The sequence below is a fragment of the Salinarimonas ramus genome (genome assembly GCF_014645695.1).
GTDB lineage: Bacteria > Pseudomonadota > Alphaproteobacteria > Rhizobiales > Beijerinckiaceae > Salinarimonas > Salinarimonas ramus.
This window is the reverse complement of record NZ_BMMF01000014.1, coordinates 24628-41999: the sequence shown is the minus strand read 5'-3', so window position 1 is coordinate 41999 and position 17372 is coordinate 24628. Positions and strand designations below refer to the sequence as shown.

At 72.1% G+C, this 17372-nt stretch carries 18 protein-coding genes; 9 read left to right on the top strand and 9 right to left on the bottom strand.

What is annotated here, in order from left to right; all coding sequences use genetic code 11:
- The 3 genes from IEX89_RS20255 to IEX89_RS20245 form a co-directional block, all read right to left on the bottom strand.
- The gene (locus IEX89_RS20255) at window positions 1–2082 is read right to left on the bottom strand and encodes a methyl-accepting chemotaxis protein (RefSeq protein WP_188915090.1); all 2082 of its coding nucleotides are present in this window, start codon (window positions 2080–2082) and stop codon (window positions 1–3) included.
- Between the two features lie 116 nt (window positions 2083–2198).
- On the bottom strand, window positions 2199–2603 hold the full coding sequence (locus IEX89_RS20250) for a thiol-disulfide oxidoreductase DCC family protein (protein WP_188915089.1): 405 nt from the start codon (window positions 2601–2603) through the stop codon (window positions 2199–2201).
- Entirely contained in the window at window positions 2600–3571 is a 972-nt protein-coding gene (locus IEX89_RS20245) for an NAD(P)/FAD-dependent oxidoreductase (protein ID WP_244645602.1), read from the bottom strand. The genes IEX89_RS20250 and IEX89_RS20245 overlap by 4 nt, the downstream gene beginning before the upstream one ends.
- A 191-nt stretch (window positions 3572–3762) precedes the next feature.
- On the opposite strand from IEX89_RS20245, the gene IEX89_RS20240 reads away from it, so the two are divergent.
- Window positions 3763–3966, top strand: coding sequence for a hypothetical protein (locus IEX89_RS20240; protein WP_188915087.1), 204 nt, complete (start codon window positions 3763–3765; stop codon window positions 3964–3966).
- 29 nt (window positions 3967–3995) lie between these two features.
- Here the strand turns inward: IEX89_RS20240 and radC are convergent, their stop codons facing one another.
- The gene (radC, locus tag IEX89_RS20235) at window positions 3996–4682 is read right to left on the bottom strand and encodes a RadC family protein (RefSeq protein WP_188915086.1); all 687 of its coding nucleotides are present in this window, start codon (window positions 4680–4682) and stop codon (window positions 3996–3998) included.
- A gap of 186 nt (window positions 4683–4868) precedes the next feature.
- Between radC and IEX89_RS20230 the strand changes: the two genes are divergently transcribed.
- Window positions 4869–5186 (top strand): hypothetical protein, encoded by a 318-nt coding sequence (locus tag IEX89_RS20230; protein WP_188915085.1) that lies wholly within the window; start codon window positions 4869–4871, stop codon window positions 5184–5186.
- A gap of 3 nt (window positions 5187–5189) precedes the next feature.
- On the opposite strand, the gene IEX89_RS20225 is transcribed toward IEX89_RS20230, so the two are convergent.
- The 3 genes from IEX89_RS20225 to IEX89_RS20215 all read right to left on the bottom strand — a co-directional run bounded on the left by IEX89_RS20225 (window position 5190) and on the right by IEX89_RS20215 (window position 8156).
- Window positions 5190–6764, bottom strand: coding sequence for an AMP-binding protein (locus IEX89_RS20225; RefSeq protein WP_188915084.1), 1575 nt, complete (start codon window positions 6762–6764; stop codon window positions 5190–5192).
- 80 nt (window positions 6765–6844) lie between these two features.
- Window positions 6845–7351, bottom strand: coding sequence for a xanthine phosphoribosyltransferase (gpt, locus tag IEX89_RS20220; RefSeq protein WP_188915083.1), 507 nt, complete (start codon window positions 7349–7351; stop codon window positions 6845–6847).
- A 46-nt stretch (window positions 7352–7397) separates the two neighbouring features.
- Window positions 7398–8156, bottom strand: coding sequence for a competence/damage-inducible protein A (locus IEX89_RS20215; RefSeq protein WP_188915082.1), 759 nt, complete (start codon window positions 8154–8156; stop codon window positions 7398–7400).
- 197 nt (window positions 8157–8353) lie between these two features.
- Between IEX89_RS20215 and IEX89_RS20210 the strand changes: the two genes are divergently transcribed.
- The 3 genes from IEX89_RS20210 to sfsA are packed head-to-tail and all read left to right on the top strand — an operon-like array spanning window position 8354 to window position 11405.
- Complete coding sequence (locus IEX89_RS20210; protein WP_188915081.1) at window positions 8354–9442, top strand: aldo/keto reductase; 1089 nt, start codon at window positions 8354–8356, stop codon at window positions 9440–9442.
- Window positions 9443–9458: 16 nt separating this feature from the next.
- Complete coding sequence (locus IEX89_RS20205) at window positions 9459–10679, top strand: multidrug effflux MFS transporter (RefSeq protein ID WP_188915080.1); 1221 nt, start codon at window positions 9459–9461, stop codon at window positions 10677–10679.
- Window positions 10680–10691: 12 nt separating this feature from the next.
- Entirely contained in the window at window positions 10692–11405 is a 714-nt protein-coding gene (gene sfsA, locus IEX89_RS20200) for a DNA/RNA nuclease SfsA (RefSeq protein ID WP_188915079.1), read from the top strand.
- A 4-nt stretch (window positions 11406–11409) separates the two neighbouring features.
- Here sfsA and IEX89_RS20195 read toward each other — a convergent pair whose 3' ends face one another.
- Window positions 11410–12804 carry a cytochrome P450 gene (locus tag IEX89_RS20195; protein ID WP_188915078.1) on the bottom strand — a complete coding sequence of 465 codons (1395 nt, stop codon included), beginning with the start codon at window positions 12802–12804 and terminating at the stop codon, window positions 11410–11412.
- Window positions 12805–12893: 89 nt separating this feature from the next.
- Between IEX89_RS20195 and fumC the strand changes: the two genes are divergently transcribed.
- From fumC to IEX89_RS20175, 4 genes are all read left to right on the top strand, one after another.
- Window positions 12894–14336, top strand: a complete 1443-nt coding sequence (gene fumC / locus IEX89_RS20190) for a class II fumarate hydratase (RefSeq protein WP_188915077.1) — start codon at window positions 12894–12896, stop codon at window positions 14334–14336.
- Between the two features lie 33 nt (window positions 14337–14369).
- Complete coding sequence (locus IEX89_RS20185; RefSeq protein WP_188915076.1) at window positions 14370–14564, top strand: DUF4169 family protein; 195 nt, start codon at window positions 14370–14372, stop codon at window positions 14562–14564.
- Window positions 14561–14866, top strand: coding sequence for a ribbon-helix-helix domain-containing protein (locus IEX89_RS20180; protein WP_188915075.1), 306 nt, complete (start codon window positions 14561–14563; stop codon window positions 14864–14866). The genes IEX89_RS20185 and IEX89_RS20180 overlap by 4 nt, the downstream gene beginning before the upstream one ends.
- Window positions 14867–14953: 87 nt before the next feature.
- Window positions 14954–16474, top strand: a complete 1521-nt coding sequence (locus IEX89_RS20175) for a sensor histidine kinase (protein ID WP_188915074.1) — start codon at window positions 14954–14956, stop codon at window positions 16472–16474.
- A gap of 10 nt (window positions 16475–16484) precedes the next feature.
- On the opposite strand, the gene IEX89_RS20170 is transcribed toward IEX89_RS20175, so the two are convergent.
- On the bottom strand, window positions 16485–17336 hold the full coding sequence (locus IEX89_RS20170) for a LysR family transcriptional regulator (RefSeq protein WP_188915073.1): 852 nt from the start codon (window positions 17334–17336) through the stop codon (window positions 16485–16487).
- Window positions 17337–17372 lie beyond the last annotated feature (36 nt).

The window sequence follows — 17372 nt, the reverse complement described above, 5'->3', positions numbered from 1 at the left end:
TCAGGCCGCGGCGACGCGCTCCAGGAAACCGTCGATCGTCTGCGACAGCCTGCGGGTCTCCTCGGCGGCGAGGCGGGAGGCCTCGTCGACGGCGTCGGCGGAGGTCGTGGTGCGGGCGGTCGAGGCCTGCACGGCGCCGATATTGTGCGCGGCCGCCTCGCTGGTGCGCGCGGCCGTCTCGACGTTGCGGGAGATCTCGCTCGTCGAGGCGCCCTGCTCCTCCACCGCCGCGGCGATGGCGGTGGTGTGGACGTCCACCTCCTTCATGATCTCCGCGATGTGGGCGATGGAGGAGACGGCCGCACCCGTCTCGGCCTGGATGCCGGCGATCTGCTGGCCGATCTCCGCGGTGGCCTTGGCGGTCTGGTCGGCGAGCTGCTTCACTTCGGCCGCGACGACGGCGAAGCCCTTGCCGGCCTCCCCCGCCCGCGCCGCCTCGATGGTGGCGTTGAGCGCGAGCAGGTTCGTCTGCTCGGCGATGGAGCGGATCAGGTCGACGACGTCGCCGATCCGCTGGGCGGCGTCGGCGAGGCCCGCGACGCGCCCGCTCGTCTCGCCGGCCGCGTGGGTGGCGCGGGAGACGACCTCCGTCGTCTCGCCCACGGTGCGGGCGATCTCGTCGATGGCGGCCGACAGGCTCGCCGCCGCCTGCGCCGCGACGGTGGCGGTCTGGGCGCTCTCGCGGCTCTCCGTCGCCGTCTCGTCGGTGGTGCGCGCGGTCTCGGCGGCGATGCCGGTGAGCGTGCGGGCGGTCTCGCGCATGGCGTCCATCTGGCCGGTGACGCGCGCGAGGAGCGTGCCCACCTCGCCGCGGAAGCCGGCGACGAGCTCCTCGACCGCGCGCTGGCGAGCGGCGCGGGCCGTGGCCTCCGCCTCCGTCTCGCCGGCGAGGCGCTGGCGCTCGATGGCGTTGCGGCGGAAGACCTCGACGGCGGCGGCCATGGCGCCGATCTCGTCGCGCCGCTCGCGTCCGGGGACCTCGACGCTGGTGTCGCCCTCCGCCAGGCGGTTCATCGCGCCCGTCATGGCGGAGACCGGCGCGGCGATGGAGCGCCCGATGAGGATCGCGATGGCGACGCCGAGCACGGCGAGGCCGGCGGAGGTGGCGAGCGTCGTCGTCACGGTCGTGTCGGCCGACGCCTGCGTGCCGCGGCCGATGGCGGCGGCCTCGGCATTGGCGTCCGCGACGATACCCTGCGCGGCCTCGCCGACGGCGCGCTCGGCGGCGCCGAGCACCTCCTCGCGCAGAGCGGCCTGCGCGTCGGAGAGCGTCACGGCTTCCCTCATGCCGGCGCGGAACGTCTCCATGCTCGCGAGGATCTCGCCGAGCTGGGCCTTACGCCCCGCGTGGCTCACCCCCGCGAAGAGGCCGGCGGCGCGATCGACCGCGAGGTCGATGCTGGTGCGCGCCACCTGCGCGTCGTCGCTCGTGCCGGCGACGTAGCGCCCGAGCGCCACCTGCGCGCTGAGCATGTCCTTCATGGCGATGGCGAGCCCGTTCGCCGTGTTGGTGTCCTGGTCGATGGAGGCGCTGTAGATGGCGAAATTCATGGTCTCGATGGCGGAGGCCACCGCCGGGTCGATCGTGTCGTTCACGACCGCGCGCAGCGCGGCGCTGTCGGCGAAGAGGCGCTCCAGCCCTTCCGAGAAGGCGGCGAAGCGCTCGGCGATGCTCTCGACGAGGGCGCGGCGGTCCGCGTCCGTGGTCGCGGCACGGGCCTGCGCGATGGCGGCTTCGAGAGCGGCCTCGCGGCTCGCGATGGCGGCGAGCGCATCCTCGCTGCCGTCGGCGAGGGCGTCGCGCGCGCCGAGCGAGAGCGCCACGAGGGCGCGGTCGATCGCCTGCGCACGCTCCGCCTCCGCCACGACCGCGCCATAGGCCCCCACGTCCTGCGAGAGGCGCGAGACGTTGTAGGCGGCGAACAGCGCGACGCCGAGCGCCAGCACCAGGATCGCCGCGAAGCCGGCGGCGATGCGCATCCGCAGCCCGCCCCGCGCGGGCCGGCCCGCCGTGCCGGGAGGGCCCGCCGTCGCGGCCGCGCCGATCTTGGTGACGGTGGGGGGTGCGGGACGAGAGCTCACGGGCGAGGGCCTCCGTTCGGGCGAGACATTGCCTCGTTACGTAGGCCGCAAAGCTGAACGGAGGGTTGACCGCTGCCGGCTATGAAGGTTTGTGAAGAATGGAAAGCCGGCGAATACTATCTGCGAGCGGCACGCTTCCACAGACGCACCAGCGCAGGACGCAGCGGAAGGAAGCCGCGATACGCCAGCTCCAGCAGCGTCCGCACGCCCGGCAGCGCGGCGAGGCGTCCTGCGACGCGCCAGCGCGGCAGCGTGCGCCACAGAGCGGCGAAGCCGGCCCCGCCGGAGGCGAGCGTGCCGTGCGCATCGCGCACGTGGAAGCGTGCGAGCGCGGCCTCGCGGGAGAGGTCGGGGCCCGGATCGGCGCTCTCGCTCGACACGTCGACGAACGCGATGCGCTCGGCGCCCTCGCAGCGGGTGTAGTGCCCGATCTCCGCCCGGCAGAGCGGGCAGGCGCCGTCGTAATAGACGGTGAGGTCGGGCGCCGCCCCGCCCCGGGCGCCCGTCGTCTCCTCGCTCACGACGCGCCCTCCCGTGCGGCGAAGACGGCGCGGGCGAGCGCGCGACCGCTGTCGTAGGCGGCCTCCACGCGCCCGCCGAGGCACCAGTCGCCGCCGGCTCCGAGGCCGAGCGCGGGGTCCCACAGGCACGGCGTGCCCAGAGGCTCCTCCACGAGAGCGTAGCGCCACCGCTGGGCGACGGCGTGGATCGGCGCCCCGCTCGCGCCGATCAGCGGCGCGACCTCGGCGAGGAGCGCGTCGCGGATGGCTTCCGGCGTCTGCTCGAGATACGCGCGCGACCAGCCGGGCGTCGCATGCACGACGAGGCGGCGCGGGCCGTCGCTCGCGCGACCGGGCTTGGTGCCGTCCTGCGCGATCCAGGCGATCGCCTCGTGGTCCGGCCGCTGCGCCGCCGGGAGATCGCGCGAGAGCGCGTCGGGCTCGTAGGCGAGCATCAGCGCGAGGCAGGGCGCATAGCGCGCGTGGCCGGCCGCCTCGGCGAGAGCCGGCGCGACGGGCCGAAGCAGCGTCTGCGTCTGCGGCGCCGGCGCCGTGACGAGGACGGCGTCGAACGGCCCGAGCCGCGCGCCCTCTACCGTCGCGAGCGTCCAGTCGCCGGGCGCGCCCTCGATGGCGGAGACGGTCGTAGCGGTGGCGAGCGCGAGGTCGGCCGCGAGCGCCTTCACCGGGGCGTTCATGGCGGGTACCCCCACCATGCGCCCTGCCTCGCCCCAGGCCGCCACGAGCCCTGCGCGGGCCCACGCATCGAGCTCGGCGGCGAAGCCCGAGCCGTGCGCGCGCATGTATTGCGCGCCGTGATCGAAGGCAAGACCGCCCTCCCCGCGCCGCGTCGCCATGCGACCGCCGGCCCCGCGGCTCTTCTCGACAATGTGAACGTCGATATTCGCAACGGCCATGTCGCGCGCCGCGACGACCCCCGCGAGCCCCGCGCCGATCACGGCGATCCGCTCGATCCCTTGTCCCGCCACGCGTTCCACGCTCCTCGCCTGTGACATGCACGTGTCCGATCTACGCGCGCGAGCCCCGGCCGGACCTGCGGCGCGCCGTCGCCGTGGGCAGACTGCGCGCGGAACGCGCTTGGCGCACGGTGCGACACGGGCCAAACTCGCGAACAGGGATCGTGCGTCGCGAACGCCCGGTCCAGCGAAGGAAGAAACCGATGCAAACCCGACAGAAGGCTCGCAAGCTTCTCGATCTCGCCCGTGTCATGGTCAAGCAGGCGCGCATCCTGCGCGACGACGGCTTCACCGCTCGTGCCCGCGAGGTGGCGCGCCGCGCCATCGCCATCGACCGGCTGGCCTGGACGATGCTGCGTCCGGAGCCGGCGCCCGTGCGCATCGTCGCGAGCCGCCGCCTCCACTGAGGCGCGGCGCGCGAGCCGAGACGCGCGCCTCAGATCAGCTTGAGCCCCTTGAGGCTCGCATGCCCGTCGCGGCCGATCACGATGTGATCGTGAACGACGATGCCCATGGGGCGCGCCGCCTCGATGATCTCGCGCGTCATCCGCACGTCCGCGCTCGAGGGCGTCGGATCGCCGGACGGGTGATTGTGGACGAGGATGATCGCCGTCGCCGAGAGCTCCAGCGCGCGCCGGACCACTTCGCGGACGTAGACCGGCGTGTGGTCGACGGTGCCGGATTGCTGCACCTCGTCGGCGATGAGCGCGTTCTTCTTGTCGAGGAAGAGCAGGCGCAGCTGCTCGCGCTCGGCGAACGCCATGGCCGTACGGCAATAATCCAGCACCAGAGACCAGGACGTGAGGATCGGGCGCGCGCGGATCGCGCCCTTCGCCAGGCGCCGGCTCGCGGCCTCCACCAGCTTGAAGTCCGTGATGGTCGCGCGGCTCACGCCCTCCACCTCCGCGAGGCGCGCCGGCGGCGCGGCCAGCGCCTCCGCGAAGCCGCCGAAGCGGGCGATCAGCTGCTTCGCCAGCGGCTTCACGTCCCGGCGCGGGATGGAGCGGAAGAGCACGAGCTCGAGCAGCTCGTAATCCGGCATCGCGTCGCCGCCGACCTCGACGAAGCGCGCGCGCAGGCGGTCGCGATGGCCGTGGTAATGCGGCTTCTCGTCGTCGGGCATCGGGTCGCTCTGCGTTGAGTCGGCGTCGGGAGCGCGACACTAGCCGGTCGCATGTCCGTCCGCCAACCCCCGAAGGTAGAGCGCCGAACGGGCGACTTCCCGCGACGTGCAGCATGGCGATGCGGTCGCAGAATTGCCGCGGCGGCATGTCTCAATTGCGCGATGTCTCGGAAACCATCCGCCGACATGGTCCTGGACGCGGCGGCCCGAACCGCTATTCTTACGGTCACGGAAAAGCAGGAGCCGGCCATGAGCTACACCGTGACGTGGCGTGTCGTCGGGCCCGACGGCGGGACCGTCGAGGACGACGTCTTCCCCGACGCCTTCGCGCGGCACGAGGACGCTCTCGCGTTCGTCCTGGACAAGCTCTCGATGTTTCCGCGGCTGGGCTTCGATCGCGAGCGCGGCTTCTGGGGGCGCGGCGCCGGCGGCGATCGCGCGCTGGAGACGCGATTTTGCGTCACCGAGGTGCCGGCTTTCTCGCCTGCCGTACCGAGAGATTGATTTTTACAGCATCGGAAGCAGCGAGCGGGCCATTTCCACGGTCGCCACGTGGTCGATCTTCCCCGATCCGAGAACGGGAATTGCGGCGACGACGAGCACCGCCCGCGGCGCCCACAATTCGGCGAAACCCTTGTCGCGGGCGTGGGCGAGGACGCCCTCGCGGTCCGCTTCCGGCTTGTCGGTGACGAGGATGAGCTGCTCGCCCTTGCGCGAATCGGGCAGCGCCACGACGACGTGGTTGAATTCCGGCCAGAGCTCCTGGATCATCGTCTCGACGGCCGCGAGCGAGATCATCTCGCCGCCGATTTTGGCGAAGCGCTTGGCGCGCCCGCGGATCGTGACGAAGCCGTCGTCGACCGACACGATGTCGCCGGTGTCGTACCAGCCGTCCGGCGGCGCCGCGAGCCGTTCCGTCCCGTCCGCCAGCGTGAGATATCCGGCCATGACGTTGGGCCCGCGCACGTGCAACCGCCCGGCCTGGTGGATGCCCTCCACGGGCTCCAGCCGCCACTCGATGCCCGGCAGGAAGAGGCCGACCGAGCCGTGCCGGTTTCGCCCGGGCAGGTTCACGGCGAGGACGGGTGCGCATTCCGTGGCGCCGTAGCCCTCCAGGATCTCCGCGTCGTAGGCCGAGTAGAGACGGCGCGTCTCCTCCTTCACGCGTTCGGCGCCGGCGATGACGAAGCGCAGGCTGGAGAGATCCCCCTCCCCCGCCGCGCGGGCGTAGCCCTGCAGGAAGGTGTCGGTGGCGAGCAGGAAGGTCGCCTTCGTCCCGGCGATGAGCTTGGGCACGAGCCTGTAGTGCAGGGGGCTCGGGTAGAGCACGACCTTGTGGCCGTTGAGCAGGCCCAGCACCACGCCCGCCGTGAGGCCGAAGGAGTGGAAGATCGGAAGCGGCGAGAAGATCGTGTCCGCCGTCGTGAGGTACTCGCCCGCGTGCTCGGAGATCTGCACGGCGTTGGCGATGACGTTGGCGTTCGTCAGGCACACGGCCTTGGGCGCGCCCTCCGCGCCGGACGTGAACAGCACGACGGCCGGATCGTCCGGCCGGCCCGAACGCCGGGCGATGCTCTTTGCGCGAAACAGCGCGTCGAGGAGGGCGCGGATCTTGTCGAGGCTCGTCACGCTCTCGCGCACGTCCTCGAGATAGACCACCCGGCGCCCCTCGCCGATGGCGGCGAGCTGCTCCTCGAGCCGCGCCTCCTCGATGAACTTGCGCGAGGTGACGACGGTGCCGATCCGCGCCGTCTCGCAGGCGGCGACGAGATTGCGCGTGCCGGCGGTGAAGTTGAGCATGGCCGCGACGCGGCCGAAGGCGTTGAGCCCGAACAGCGCCACCGCCGCCGCCTGCACGCTCGGCATCATCAAGGCGACCCGCTCGCCGGGATGCGTTCCCGCCTTCAGCTTGCGGCCGAGCACGATGGCGCCGAGCACGAGGCGCTGGTAGGTCAGCGGCTGGCGCTGCTGGTCCTCCAGGATGACGAAGGTCTTGCCGAACCGGTCGCGCGCGGCGACGAGCGCGCCGAACAGCGTGCGGCGGAGGCGGTCCTTGCGGCGGATCTCGTCGGAATGCGGCATGAGCCTGTTCTATGGCGGCGAGCGTCACGCGACAACCGCGACGCAACGGCCGAGGTTCCACGCCGCTCGCGCGCCGCCCCTCACCCCGCCGCGCCGTCGCGGATCGGGGGCTGGAAGGCGTAGCCGAGGTCCCAGGGGAAGTAGATCCAGGTGTCCTGGCTCACCTCGGTGATGAAGGTGTCGACGAGGGGGCGCCCCGCGGGCTTGGCGTAGACGGTGGCGAAATGCGCGTTGGGCAGCATCTCGCGCACGACCTTCGCCGTCTTGCCCGTGTCGACGAGGTCGTCGATCACGAGCACGCCCTTGCCCCGCCCGTCGCCGAGCGCCTTCACCGCGGGGGCGATCTCCTTGAGCACCTGCAGTCCGCCCTGGCTCTTGTAGTCGTGATAGCTCGCGATGCACACGCTCTCGATCATGCGGATCTCGAGCTCGCGCGCCACGATCGCCGCCGGCACGAGCCCGCCGCGGGTGATGCACACGATCGCCTCGAAGGGGCCGCTCTCGGCGAGGCGCCATGCGAGGGCGCGGGCGTCGCGGTGGAACTGGTCCCAGGAAACGGGGAAGGCCTTGGGGGTCGGAGGCGTCATGGCGTTCGCTCGAGGCTGGAGGGCGGCGGGAAGGGCGACGGGAGCGTCAGATCGGGGCCTTGTCGCTGGTGAGGCCCGAGAGCAGCGCCCGCACGGCGTCGGCCGCCGCCGCGACGGCGGCGGGATCGCGCCCGCGCAGGACGATCTGGTTGCGGAACCCGCCCCCGGTGAAGGACGGGTAGGAGCCGATCGAGACGCCGGGATGATCGCCGGCGAGCGCGCCGAGCGCCTCCGCGTAGGAACCCTCGGCGAGCCCGCCCGCATCGAGCGTCTCGACCTGCATGCGGGCGCCGGTGCGCAGCCGCGGGGCGACCGCGTCGAGCATGGCCTGCATGATCGAGGGCACGCCCGCCATGACGATGACGTTCTCCACCATGAAGCCCGGCGCCTTCGAGATCGGGTTCTCGATCAGCGCGGCGCCCTCGGGGATGCGCGCCATGCGCAGGCGCGCGGCGTTGAGCTCGCCCTCGGCGTAGCGCTCGCGCATCATGGCGACGGCGCGGGGATCGACGTCGATGGCGCGCCCCAGCGCCCTCGCCACGCTGTCCGCCGTGATGTCGTCGTGGGTGGGCCCGATGCCGCCGGTGGTGAAGAGGTAGGTGTAGCGGGCGCGCAGCGCGTTCACGGCAGCCACGATCTCGTCCTCGACATCGGGGACGACGCGCACCTCGCGCAGGTCGATGCCGAGCGCGGTCACGTACTCGGCGATGTGGCCGATGTTCTTGTCCTTCGTCCGCCCGGACAGGATCTCGTCGCCGATCACCAGGATCGCCGCAGTGACGCTTTCGCCGACGCTCTCGCTCATGCCTCGCACCTCGCCGAGAGGGTCTAGCGCCGGGGGGCGCCGCGGGCAAGGGATCGGTCGGCGGAGACGTACGGGAGGCGAGGCGGCGCCGCGGCGATCGGACGGCATGCGCACGATACGGAATTGCCCTTGACGCGACGCGCAATCCATCGGAGGCTCGATTGCATACCTATGCAAGCGGCGCATCGGAGGGCGGAATGACAAAGCTGGCGGAGCGTCGCCTCGGGTCGACGCAGGAGGTCGTGGGCGGGCTCGGCCTCGGCACCTGGGCGCTCGGAGGCCCGTGGTCGGCGGCGGAGGGTGCGCATTACGCCCCGGGAACACCCCTCGGCTACGGTGCTCAGGACGAAGCGGAGAGCCTGCGCGTCATCCACGCCGCCCTCGATCACGGCATCCGCCTGATCGACGTGGCGAACCTCTACGGCGCAGGCGCCGCGGAGCGCCTCGTGGGCAAGGCGCTGCGCGGGCGCGCGGGCCGCGCCCTCGTCGCCGCGCGCTTCGGGCACAGCTACGATCCGCAGTCGCGCACGCTCACCGGCATCGACGTCTCGCCCGCGGCGATCCGCGCGGCTCTCGAGACGACGCTGCGCAACCTCGGCACCGAGACGGTGGACGTCTTCCAGCTGCAGGTCGAGTTCCTGCCGGCAGCCGAGGCCGAGGCGGTGTTCGATACGGTCGATACGCTGCGGCGCGAAGGGAAGGTGCGCTACACCGCCTGGAGCACCAACCATCCCGACCGCCTCGAAGCCGTCGCCGGCCGCGGGGGCATCGAGACGGCGCAGTTCGACCTGAACGTCTTCCAGGACGCGCCCAGCATGCTCGACCTGTGCGCGCGCCACGACCTCACGGCCATCGCCCGCCTGCCCCTGGCGATGGGCTTCCTGACCGGCAAGTTCACGGCGCAGACCCGCCTGCCCGCCGACGACGTGCGCACGAACGCGCATTACGACGCCTCGGGCGACGGCGTCGCCAAGCCGCGCTTCTGGCTGCGCATGTTCCGCCCGGGCGGCGCGGCCGACCCGGCCTGGGCGGCGCGCCTCGACGCCGTACGCGAGATCCTCACGAGCGACGGCAGGAGCCTCGCGCAGGGCGCGCTCGGCTGGATCTGGGCGCGCAGCCCGCGCACGCTGGCGCTCCCCGGGGCACGGAGCGTGGCGCAGCTCGAGGAGAACGCCCGCGCCCGCGAGCACGGCCCGTTGTCGCCGCAGGCCATGGCCGAGATCGAGCGCATCCTGGACAGGGCCGCTCATCCGGGCGATCTCGTGCTGCAGCCGTTCGCACCCTGAGGGGATCACCCCGCCCGTGACACGCTCCGTCTCGCAGCCGGGCCTGCCCGAGTTCGTCGCCGTCGCCGCGCTGCTGATGGCGGTGGTGGCGCTCTCCATCGACGCCGTGCTCCCGGCGCTCGACGCCATGGCGCACGATCTCGCCGTCGCCGACGGCAATTCCCGTCAGCTCGTCGTCACGGCGCTGTTCGTCGGGCTGATGCTCGGCCAGCTCGTCTTCGGTCCCCTGTCGGACGCGACGGGGCGGCGCCCGGCGATCTTCCTCGGCGTCGGCGCCTTCGTGGCGGGCGGGCTCGTCTGCGCGGCGGCGACCTCCTTCGAGGCCATGCTCGCCGGGCGCGTGCTCCAGGGGTTCGGCGCCGCCGGGCCGCGGCTCGTGACGGTCGCCATGGTGCGCGACCGGTTCGCCGGGCCGGCGATGGCGCGGGTGATGTCGTTCATCATGGCGATCTTCATCCTCGTGCCCGTGATCGCGCCGGCCATCGGCCAGCTCGTCCTCTTCCTCGCCCCCTGGCGCGTGCTCTTCGTGATCACGAGCGCGGTCGCCCTCGCCGGAGCCGCCTGGCTCGCCCTGCGCCAGCCCGAGACGCTCGTCGAGCGACGCCCGCTGCGCGCAGGCATGCTCGTCGCCGCCCTGCGGGAAGTGATCGCCAACCGGCGCACGCGGCTCTACACGCTGGCCGGCGCCTTCTGCTACGGCGGGCTGATGGGCTACGTGAACGCCTCCCAGCAGCTGTTCCAGGACGTGTACGGCCTGGGCGAGCTCTACGCCTTCGTCTTCGGCGCCTGCGCGCTCTTCGTCTCGGGGGCGACGCTCGTCAACGCGCGGCTCGTGCGCACCATGCCGATGGAGCGCGTCTGCCGGCTGGCGGTGGCGGCGCAGCTCGCCTGGGCCTGCCTCGCCCTCGCCTGGATCCTCGCCCTCGACGCGCCGCTCGGCCTCGTCGGCTGGCTGGTCTTCTCCTGCCCGACGCTGTTCCTGCTCGGCCTGACCTTCGGCAATTTCAACGCCATCGCGCTCGAGCCCATGGGCCGCATCGCGGGCCTCGCCGCCGCCGTCGTGGCGTCCGTCCATTCCGGGGTGAGCCTCGTCGTCGCGGCCGTGATCGGGCTGCAGCTCGAGGGCACGGCGACGCCCCTCGTCGTCGGCTACGTCGTCTGCGGCGCGGGCGCCCTCCTCGCCATGGAGCTGGCCGAGCGCACTCGCGCCATTGCCTCGCCCCCGGCGCCGCGCTAGCGAGAGCGCGCCATGCGCTTTCCCGCCCCGCTCCTCGAAGCCCGCCTGATCCGGCGCTACAAACGCTTCCTCGCGGACGTCGCCCTGCCCGACGGCACGGAGGCGACGGCGCACGTCGCCAATCCCGGCGCCATGCTCGGTCTCGCCGAACCCGGCGCGCGGGTTTGGCTCTCGACCTCGACCAACGCCAAGCGCAAGCTTCCCTATTCCTGGGAGATCGTGGAGGCGACGCCCATGCGCGGCGGCAAGCCGCGGCTCGTCGGCGTCAACACCGCGACGCCCAACCGCCTCGTCGCCGAGGCCCTCGCCGCCGGCGCGCTCGCGCCCTTTCGCGCGTATCCCGAAGTCCGCCCCGAGGTCGCATACGGGACGCGCAGCCGGGTCGACTTCCTGCTAACGGGGGAGGGCCTCCCGCCGCTCTATCTCGAGGTGAAGAACTGCCACCTCGTGCGCGAGGACGGCCTCGCCGAGTTCCCCGATTGCAAGGCCGCGCGCTCCGCCCGCCACCTCGACGAGCTCGCGTCCATGGTGCGCGAGGGCGCCCGCGCGGCCCTCGTCACCATCGTGCAGATGGAGGCGGAGCGCTTCACCCCCGCCGCCGACATCGACCCCGTCTACGCCTCCGCCTTCGTCCGCGCGCGGGAGGCGGGCGTCGAGACGCACGCCTTCGTCTGCCGCGTGACGCCCGAGGAGATCGTCGTCGAGCGGGAGATCGCGATCGTCTGAGGCCTCACCCGGCCCGGCGCGTCACCCGCATCGGCATGCCGTTGCGCGGGCGCAGCGTCACGCGCTGGACGGGCTCCACCACCGCCTCCGGCGCGAGGTCGAGGCGCACCGCGCGCACGATCTCGGCGAGCGCCAGCACAGCCTCCTGGAGCGCGAAGGCCGCGCCGATGCACACGCGCGGGCCCGCGCCGAAGGGCAGGTAGGCGTAGCGATCGATGCGCCCGCGCGCCTCGCCGAAGAATCGCGTCGGATCGAAGGCGGCGGGATCGTCCCAGATCAGCGTGTGCCGGTGCAGCACCCAGGGCGCGATCATGACGATTGCGCCCGCAGGCAGCCGGATGCCGGCCACGCGATCCTCCGCGATCGCCTCGCGGCTCATGAAGGCCGCCGGCGGGTAGAGCCGCATCGTCTCCTCGATCACGGCCTTCGTCCAGGGCAGCGCGCCGGCGTGCTCGGCGGCGACGGGCCCCTCGCCGACCACGGTGTCGACCTCGGCCTCGAGCCGGGCGCGCACGTCGGGCGCCTGCGAGACGAGGTAGAGCGCCCAGGTGAGCGCGTTCGCCGTCGTCTCGTGGCCGGCGCCGATGAAGGTGACGATGTTGGCGCGCACGTCGAGGTCGTCGAGCCCCTCTCCCGTCTCCGGATCGCGCGCCTCGAGCAGCAGCGTGAGGAGATCGCGCGGCACCTCCGCCCCGCTCTCGACCAGCGCCCGGCGGGTGCCGATCAGCTCGTCGACGACGCGGGCGAAGAAGTCGATGGAGGGCCGCGCCTGGATGCGTCCGAGCCGCGGCAGCCATTCGGGCAGGCCCAGCACGTCGAGCGGGTCGACGGGGCCGATCGCCGCGAAGAGCTTCGTGATGGCGCGCCCCAGCGCATCGGGGTCGCGCTCGAGGCCGCTCGTGAAGATCGTGCGCTCGAGCACGTCGAGGGTGAGGCGCGTCGTCTCGATCTCGACGTCGACGGTGCGGCCCTCGCGGCGCGCGAGGCGCCGCGTCAGGCGGCGCGCCGCCACCGCCATCGGCTCGGCGAAGGAGGCGACGTGGCGCGGCGAGAACATCGGCGCGAGGGTGCGCCGGAGCGTTCGCCAGTCCTCGCCCTCGGCGGTGAAGAGCCCCTGGCCGAGCCCCGGCGCCAGCACGCGGCGGGTGAGCGCGTCCTTGCGGTAGTTCTCCGCGTTCTCCACGAGCACGTGGCGGATGGCGCGCGGCTCGCTCAGCACCATCACGCGCCCGAGCACGCCCTTGCCGTAGACGACGGGCTTCTCGAAATGGTCGCGCGTCCAGGTGGCCAGCGGGTTGTCGCGCGCCTGTCGCAGGAAGGAGAACAGGTCCGGCGGCTCGCGCATCGGGGTCGGCGCCGGCGGGCTGAAGCGGGGTCTCGCGAGGATCGGCTCGTCCATCTGGTCTCCCTCGGCGCTCGGCGGGGGTGCCCGCGACGCCGCTCACGCGTTACATGTGGTGTCGCGATCCGCGAGAGGGAGGCCGCACCATGTCGCAGACCGGACCGGACAACGGCGTCACGGGCAACGAGACGCGCACCGAGCACGAGACGCGTACGGAGACCGATACGTTCGGGCCGATCGAGGTTCCCGCCGCGCGCTATTGGGGCGCGCAGACGCAGCGCTCCCTGCAGAACTTCCGCATCGGCACCGAGCGCATGCCCGTGCCGCTCGTGCGGGCGCTGGGCCTCGTCAAGCAGGCCGCCGCCATGGCCAACAAGGAGCTGGGCGAGCTCGACGGGGCCATCGCCGACGCCATCGTCGACGCCGCCGCCGACGTCGCGCAGGGCAAGCTCGACGGCGAGTTCCCCCTCGTCGTCTGGCAGACGGGCTCGGGCACGCAGTCGAACATGAACGCCAACGAGGTGATCGCCAACCGCGCCAACGAGGCGCTGGGCCATCCCCGTGGCGGCAAGGCGCCGGTGCACCCCAACGACCACGTCAATCGCGGACAGTCCTCGAACGACACCTTCCCCACGGCCATGCACGTCGCCGCCGTGCTGGAGATCCACGCCAGGCTCCTGCCGGCCCTGCAGCACCTGCACGACGCCCTCGCCGCGAAGGCGGACGACTTCGCGGAGATCGTGAAGATCGGCCGCACCCACATGCAGGACGCGACGCCCGTGACGCTCGGCCAGGAATTCGGCGGCTGGGCGGCGCAGGTGCAGCTCGGCATCGCGCGCATCGAGGCGACGCTGCCCTCGCTCCTCGATCTCGCCCAGGGCGGCACGGCCGTGGGCACCGGCCTCAACGCCCATCCCGAATTCGCCGAGCGCTTCGCCATGACCATGGCGGACCTCACCGGCCTGCCCTTCCTCTCGGCGGCGAACAAGTTCGAGGCGCTCGCCTCCCACGACGCCCTCGTCTTCGCGCACGGCGCGCTGACCTCGGTCGCCGCGGGGCTGTTCAAGATCGCAAACGACATCCGGCTCCTCGGCTCGGGGCCGCGCTCGGGCCTGGGCGAGATCGCGCTGCCGGAGAACGAGCCCGGCTCCTCGATCATGCCGGGCAAGGTCAACCCGACGCAGGCGGAGGCCATGACCATGGTCTGCGCCCAGGTGACGGGCAACAACGCCACGATCGCGCTCGCCGGCACGCAGGGGCATCTCGAGCTCAACGTCTTCAAGCCGGTGATCGCCAACGCCTTCCTGCAGAGCGTGCGGCTGCTCTCGGACGGCGCCATCTCGTTCGCCGACAAGTGCGTCGCCGGCATCGAGCCGCGGCGCGAGCGCATCGACGATCTGCTCGAGCGCTCGCTCATGCTGGTGACGGCGCTCGCGCCGAAGATCGGCTACGATGCCGCGGCCGCCATCGCCAAGGCCGCGCACAAGAACGGCACGACCCTGCGCGAGGAGGCTCTCGCCTCGGGCGCCGTGACGGACGAGGAGTTCGACGCGCTGGTGCGGCCGGAGACCATGGTGGGCCCGACCTGAGGGTGCCGAGAGCGTGAGGGAGTGCCGCGCGAGATGAGCGCCGAGATCGTCAACCTGCGCCGCGCCCGCAAGGCGAAGGCGCGCGAGAAGGCCGCCGAGAGCGCGGCGGAGAACCGCGTCCTCTTCGGCCGCACCAAGGCCGAGCGCGAGCGGAGCGAGGCGGAGGCGGCGCAGGCCGAGCGGCGCATCGAGGCGCATCGCCTGCGGCGCGACGACGAGACGCCGTGACGCCGCCGGCTCCCGCCCTCGCCCCGGGACCGGTGGAGAAGCGTTCGCTCTCGATCGCCGGCCACCGCACCAGCATCTCGCTCGAGGCCGCCTTCTGGGAGGCGCTCGGCGCGCTCGCCGCCGCGCGCGGCACATCCGTGCAGCGCCTCGTCGGCGAGATCGACGAGAGCCGCGGCGAGGCGAACCTCTCCTCGGCGATCCGCGTCACGCTCCTCGACGCGGCGCGCCGCGGAATGCTCCCGCTCACCGACGACGCATCCGCGAGAAATCCCGAAACGAAGCATCCCGCACCTGCCGCGTGAGGCCCGCGTTAACGTTTCGGTGGCAGCTTGGGCACGGTTCCGCCGTGCGAATCGATCGCGCGCGCGGACGAGGCGTGTTCGGGGACGATGGCTGACGGCGCGGGGCACAACGAGAGGCGGGAGGCCGAGAGCGTCGCCGGCGATGTGAAGCATCGCCGACGCGTCGCTCAGGACGTGCGCGCCGCGCGCGAGAAGCTCACCTCCTCCACGGGGCTCGAGCGCGCCTTCGAGACCGAGCTCGTCCGCCTCTTCGCGCAATACCGCGTAGGCGCCGCGATCCCGCTCTACGTCCTCGCCGCCGCCATCGCCGGCGCGGCGACGACCTGGCTTCCCATCGTCACGGTGGCGGTCTGGGCCGCGCTGACGCTGCTCGCCATGACGATCATGGTGGTGCTCGCGCGTAACTTTTTGCGGGCGTCCGAGGACGACGCGCGCACGCTCGGCGTCTGGCGCCGCCTCTTCGCCATGGGCGAGATGCTGCACGGCGCCGCCTGGGCCTACCTGCTCCAGCTCCTGGCGCAGGTTCCGAGCGAGGACATGCGCATCTTCGTGCTGTTCTGCTCGGTGATGATCACCGCCGTCGTCGCGACCTTGTCCGCGACGGTGCCGGCGGCGGTCTATGCCGGCCTCGCGCCGATTCTCGTCGTGGTCGGGCTCGCGACCGTCACGAGCGGCGCCTCGCAGGCCCTGATGCTCGCCATGATGATCGCCTCCGCGCAGGTGTTCTTCGTGCTGCTCGCGCGCCACCTCTACGGCAGCGCCGTCGCGACGCTGCTCTCGCGCGCGGAGAAGGACGCGCTCTTCGTCGAGCTCGAGCAGGCCAAGGCCAATTCCGACGAGGCGCGCCGGCGTGCGGAGGAGGCGAACCTCGCCAAGTCGCGTTTCCTCGCCACGATGAGCCACGAGCTGCGCACGCCGCTCAACGCCATCCTCGGCTTCTCGGAGGTGATGAAGGGCGAGGTCTTCGGCCCGCACGCCTCCGACAGCTACCGCGAGTATTCCGCCGACATCCACGCCTCCGGTCAGCACCTCCTCAACCTCATCAACGAGATCCTCGACCTCTCGCGCATCGAGGCGGGGCGCTACGAGCTCAACGAGGAGGCGATCGCGCTCGCCCACGTCATCGACGATTGCGCGCACATGATGAACCTGCGCGCCAAGGCCAAGGGGCAGGTCATCCGCACGCATGTCGACGAGAGCCTGCCACGGATCTGGGCCGACGAGCGGGCGATCCGCCAAGTCGTGCTCAACATACTCTCCAATGCCATCAAGTTCACGCCCCAGGGCGGCGAGATCACGATCAAGGTGGGCTGGACCTCGTCGGGTGGGCAATACGTGGCGGTGAAGGACACCGGGCCAGGCATTCCCGAGGAGGAGATCCCCGTGGTGATGTCGAGCTTCGGGCGCGGAACCTGGGCGATCAAGACCGCCGAGCAGGGCTCGGGCCTGGGGCTCCCCATCGTCAAGGGTCTCGTCGACCTCCACGGCGGCGGCTTCCAGCTGCGCTCGAAGCCCCGCGAGGGCACCGAGGTGATCGTCACCCTCCCCGCGAACCGGGTGATGAACGCGCTGCCGCCGGTGGCGCAGGAGAAGAAGAGCGCCGCGTGAGCCCCACGCCTCACGGGTGGCGCGGGATGCGCGCGCACAGGTAATCCGCCACCGTTCGAACCCGCCCCGCCTTGCGCACGTCCCGCTGCATGACGAGCTGCACCGGACGCGCGATCGCCGGATCCGGCGCCGCCACGATCTCGAGCCCATCGTGCTCCGCGGCGAGGAAGCGCGGCAGGAGCGCGATGCCGGCGCCGTCGTCGGCGAAGCGCAGGGCGACCCGCAGGTCGTTGGTGTGCGCGATGATCCGCCTCTCGCCGGCGTGCAGCTCCACGGCTTCCTGCAGGAATTGCTGGTCGTTGCGGGAAAAGCCGATGAAGACGTGCTCGTGCGCCGGCACGTCGCGCCAGCGCGCGCGGCCGTAGAAGGCGTAGGTCACCTCGCACACCGTTCTCGTGACGAGCTCCGCGCCCTCGATCGAGGCCATGCGAAAGGCGATGTCGGCCTCCCCGCGCGACAGGTTCGCCTCGCGCGTCTCGCCGACGAGCCGCAGGTCGATGTGGGGATGCGCCTCCTGGAAGCCGGCGAGCGCCGGCACGATCACCTCGGCGAGAAAGGTCGGCGGCGCCGTCACGCAGACCGTGCCTCGGGCATTCTCCAACGACGACGCGACCTTGCGCACGTCGACTATCCCGTCCTCCACGCGCGCCACGCGGACGAGGAGCGCCTCACCCTCCTCCGTCAGGTGCCAGCCCCGCGCCATGCGGTTGAACAGACGCAGCTGGAGCGCCTCCTCGAGGCGGGTGATCCTGCGCGTCACGGTGGAATGCTCGACGCCGGTCTGCTTCGCGGCCAAGGCGACGGACCCTTCGCGCCCGACGAGAGCAAAATACTTTAGATCGTCCCATACGAGATCGCTCATTGGCAAATTCCGCAACCTTAGTTTGCGCACGTAAGG

Excerpts from the sequence above, each read along its gene's own strand:
- IEX89_RS20240 (WP_188915087.1), top strand. The coding sequence starts at position 3,763 with ATGCAAACCCGACAGAAGGCTCGCAAGCTTCTCGATCTCGCCCGTGTC.
- radC (WP_188915086.1), bottom strand. The coding sequence starts at position 4,682 with ATGCCCGACGACGAGAAGCCGCATTACCACGGCCATCGCGACCGCCTG.
- IEX89_RS20230 (WP_188915085.1), top strand. The coding sequence starts at position 4,869 with ATGGTCCTGGACGCGGCGGCCCGAACCGCTATTCTTACGGTCACGGAA.
- IEX89_RS20225 (WP_188915084.1), bottom strand. The coding sequence starts at position 6,764 with ATGCCGCATTCCGACGAGATCCGCCGCAAGGACCGCCTCCGCCGCACG.
- gpt (WP_188915083.1), bottom strand. The coding sequence starts at position 7,351 with ATGACGCCTCCGACCCCCAAGGCCTTCCCCGTTTCCTGGGACCAGTTC.
- IEX89_RS20215 (WP_188915082.1), bottom strand. The coding sequence starts at position 8,156 with ATGAGCGAGAGCGTCGGCGAAAGCGTCACTGCGGCGATCCTGGTGATC.
- IEX89_RS20210 (WP_188915081.1), top strand. The coding sequence starts at position 8,354 with ATGACAAAGCTGGCGGAGCGTCGCCTCGGGTCGACGCAGGAGGTCGTG.
- sfsA (WP_188915079.1), top strand. The coding sequence starts at position 10,692 with ATGCGCTTTCCCGCCCCGCTCCTCGAAGCCCGCCTGATCCGGCGCTAC.
- IEX89_RS20195 (WP_188915078.1), bottom strand. The coding sequence starts at position 12,804 with ATGGACGAGCCGATCCTCGCGAGACCCCGCTTCAGCCCGCCGGCGCCG.
- fumC (WP_188915077.1), top strand. The coding sequence starts at position 12,894 with ATGTCGCAGACCGGACCGGACAACGGCGTCACGGGCAACGAGACGCGC.
- IEX89_RS20185 (WP_188915076.1), top strand. The coding sequence starts at position 14,370 with ATGAGCGCCGAGATCGTCAACCTGCGCCGCGCCCGCAAGGCGAAGGCG.
- IEX89_RS20175 (WP_188915074.1), top strand. The coding sequence starts at position 14,954 with ATGGCTGACGGCGCGGGGCACAACGAGAGGCGGGAGGCCGAGAGCGTC.
- IEX89_RS20170 (WP_188915073.1), bottom strand. The coding sequence starts at position 17,336 with ATGAGCGATCTCGTATGGGACGATCTAAAGTATTTTGCTCTCGTCGGG.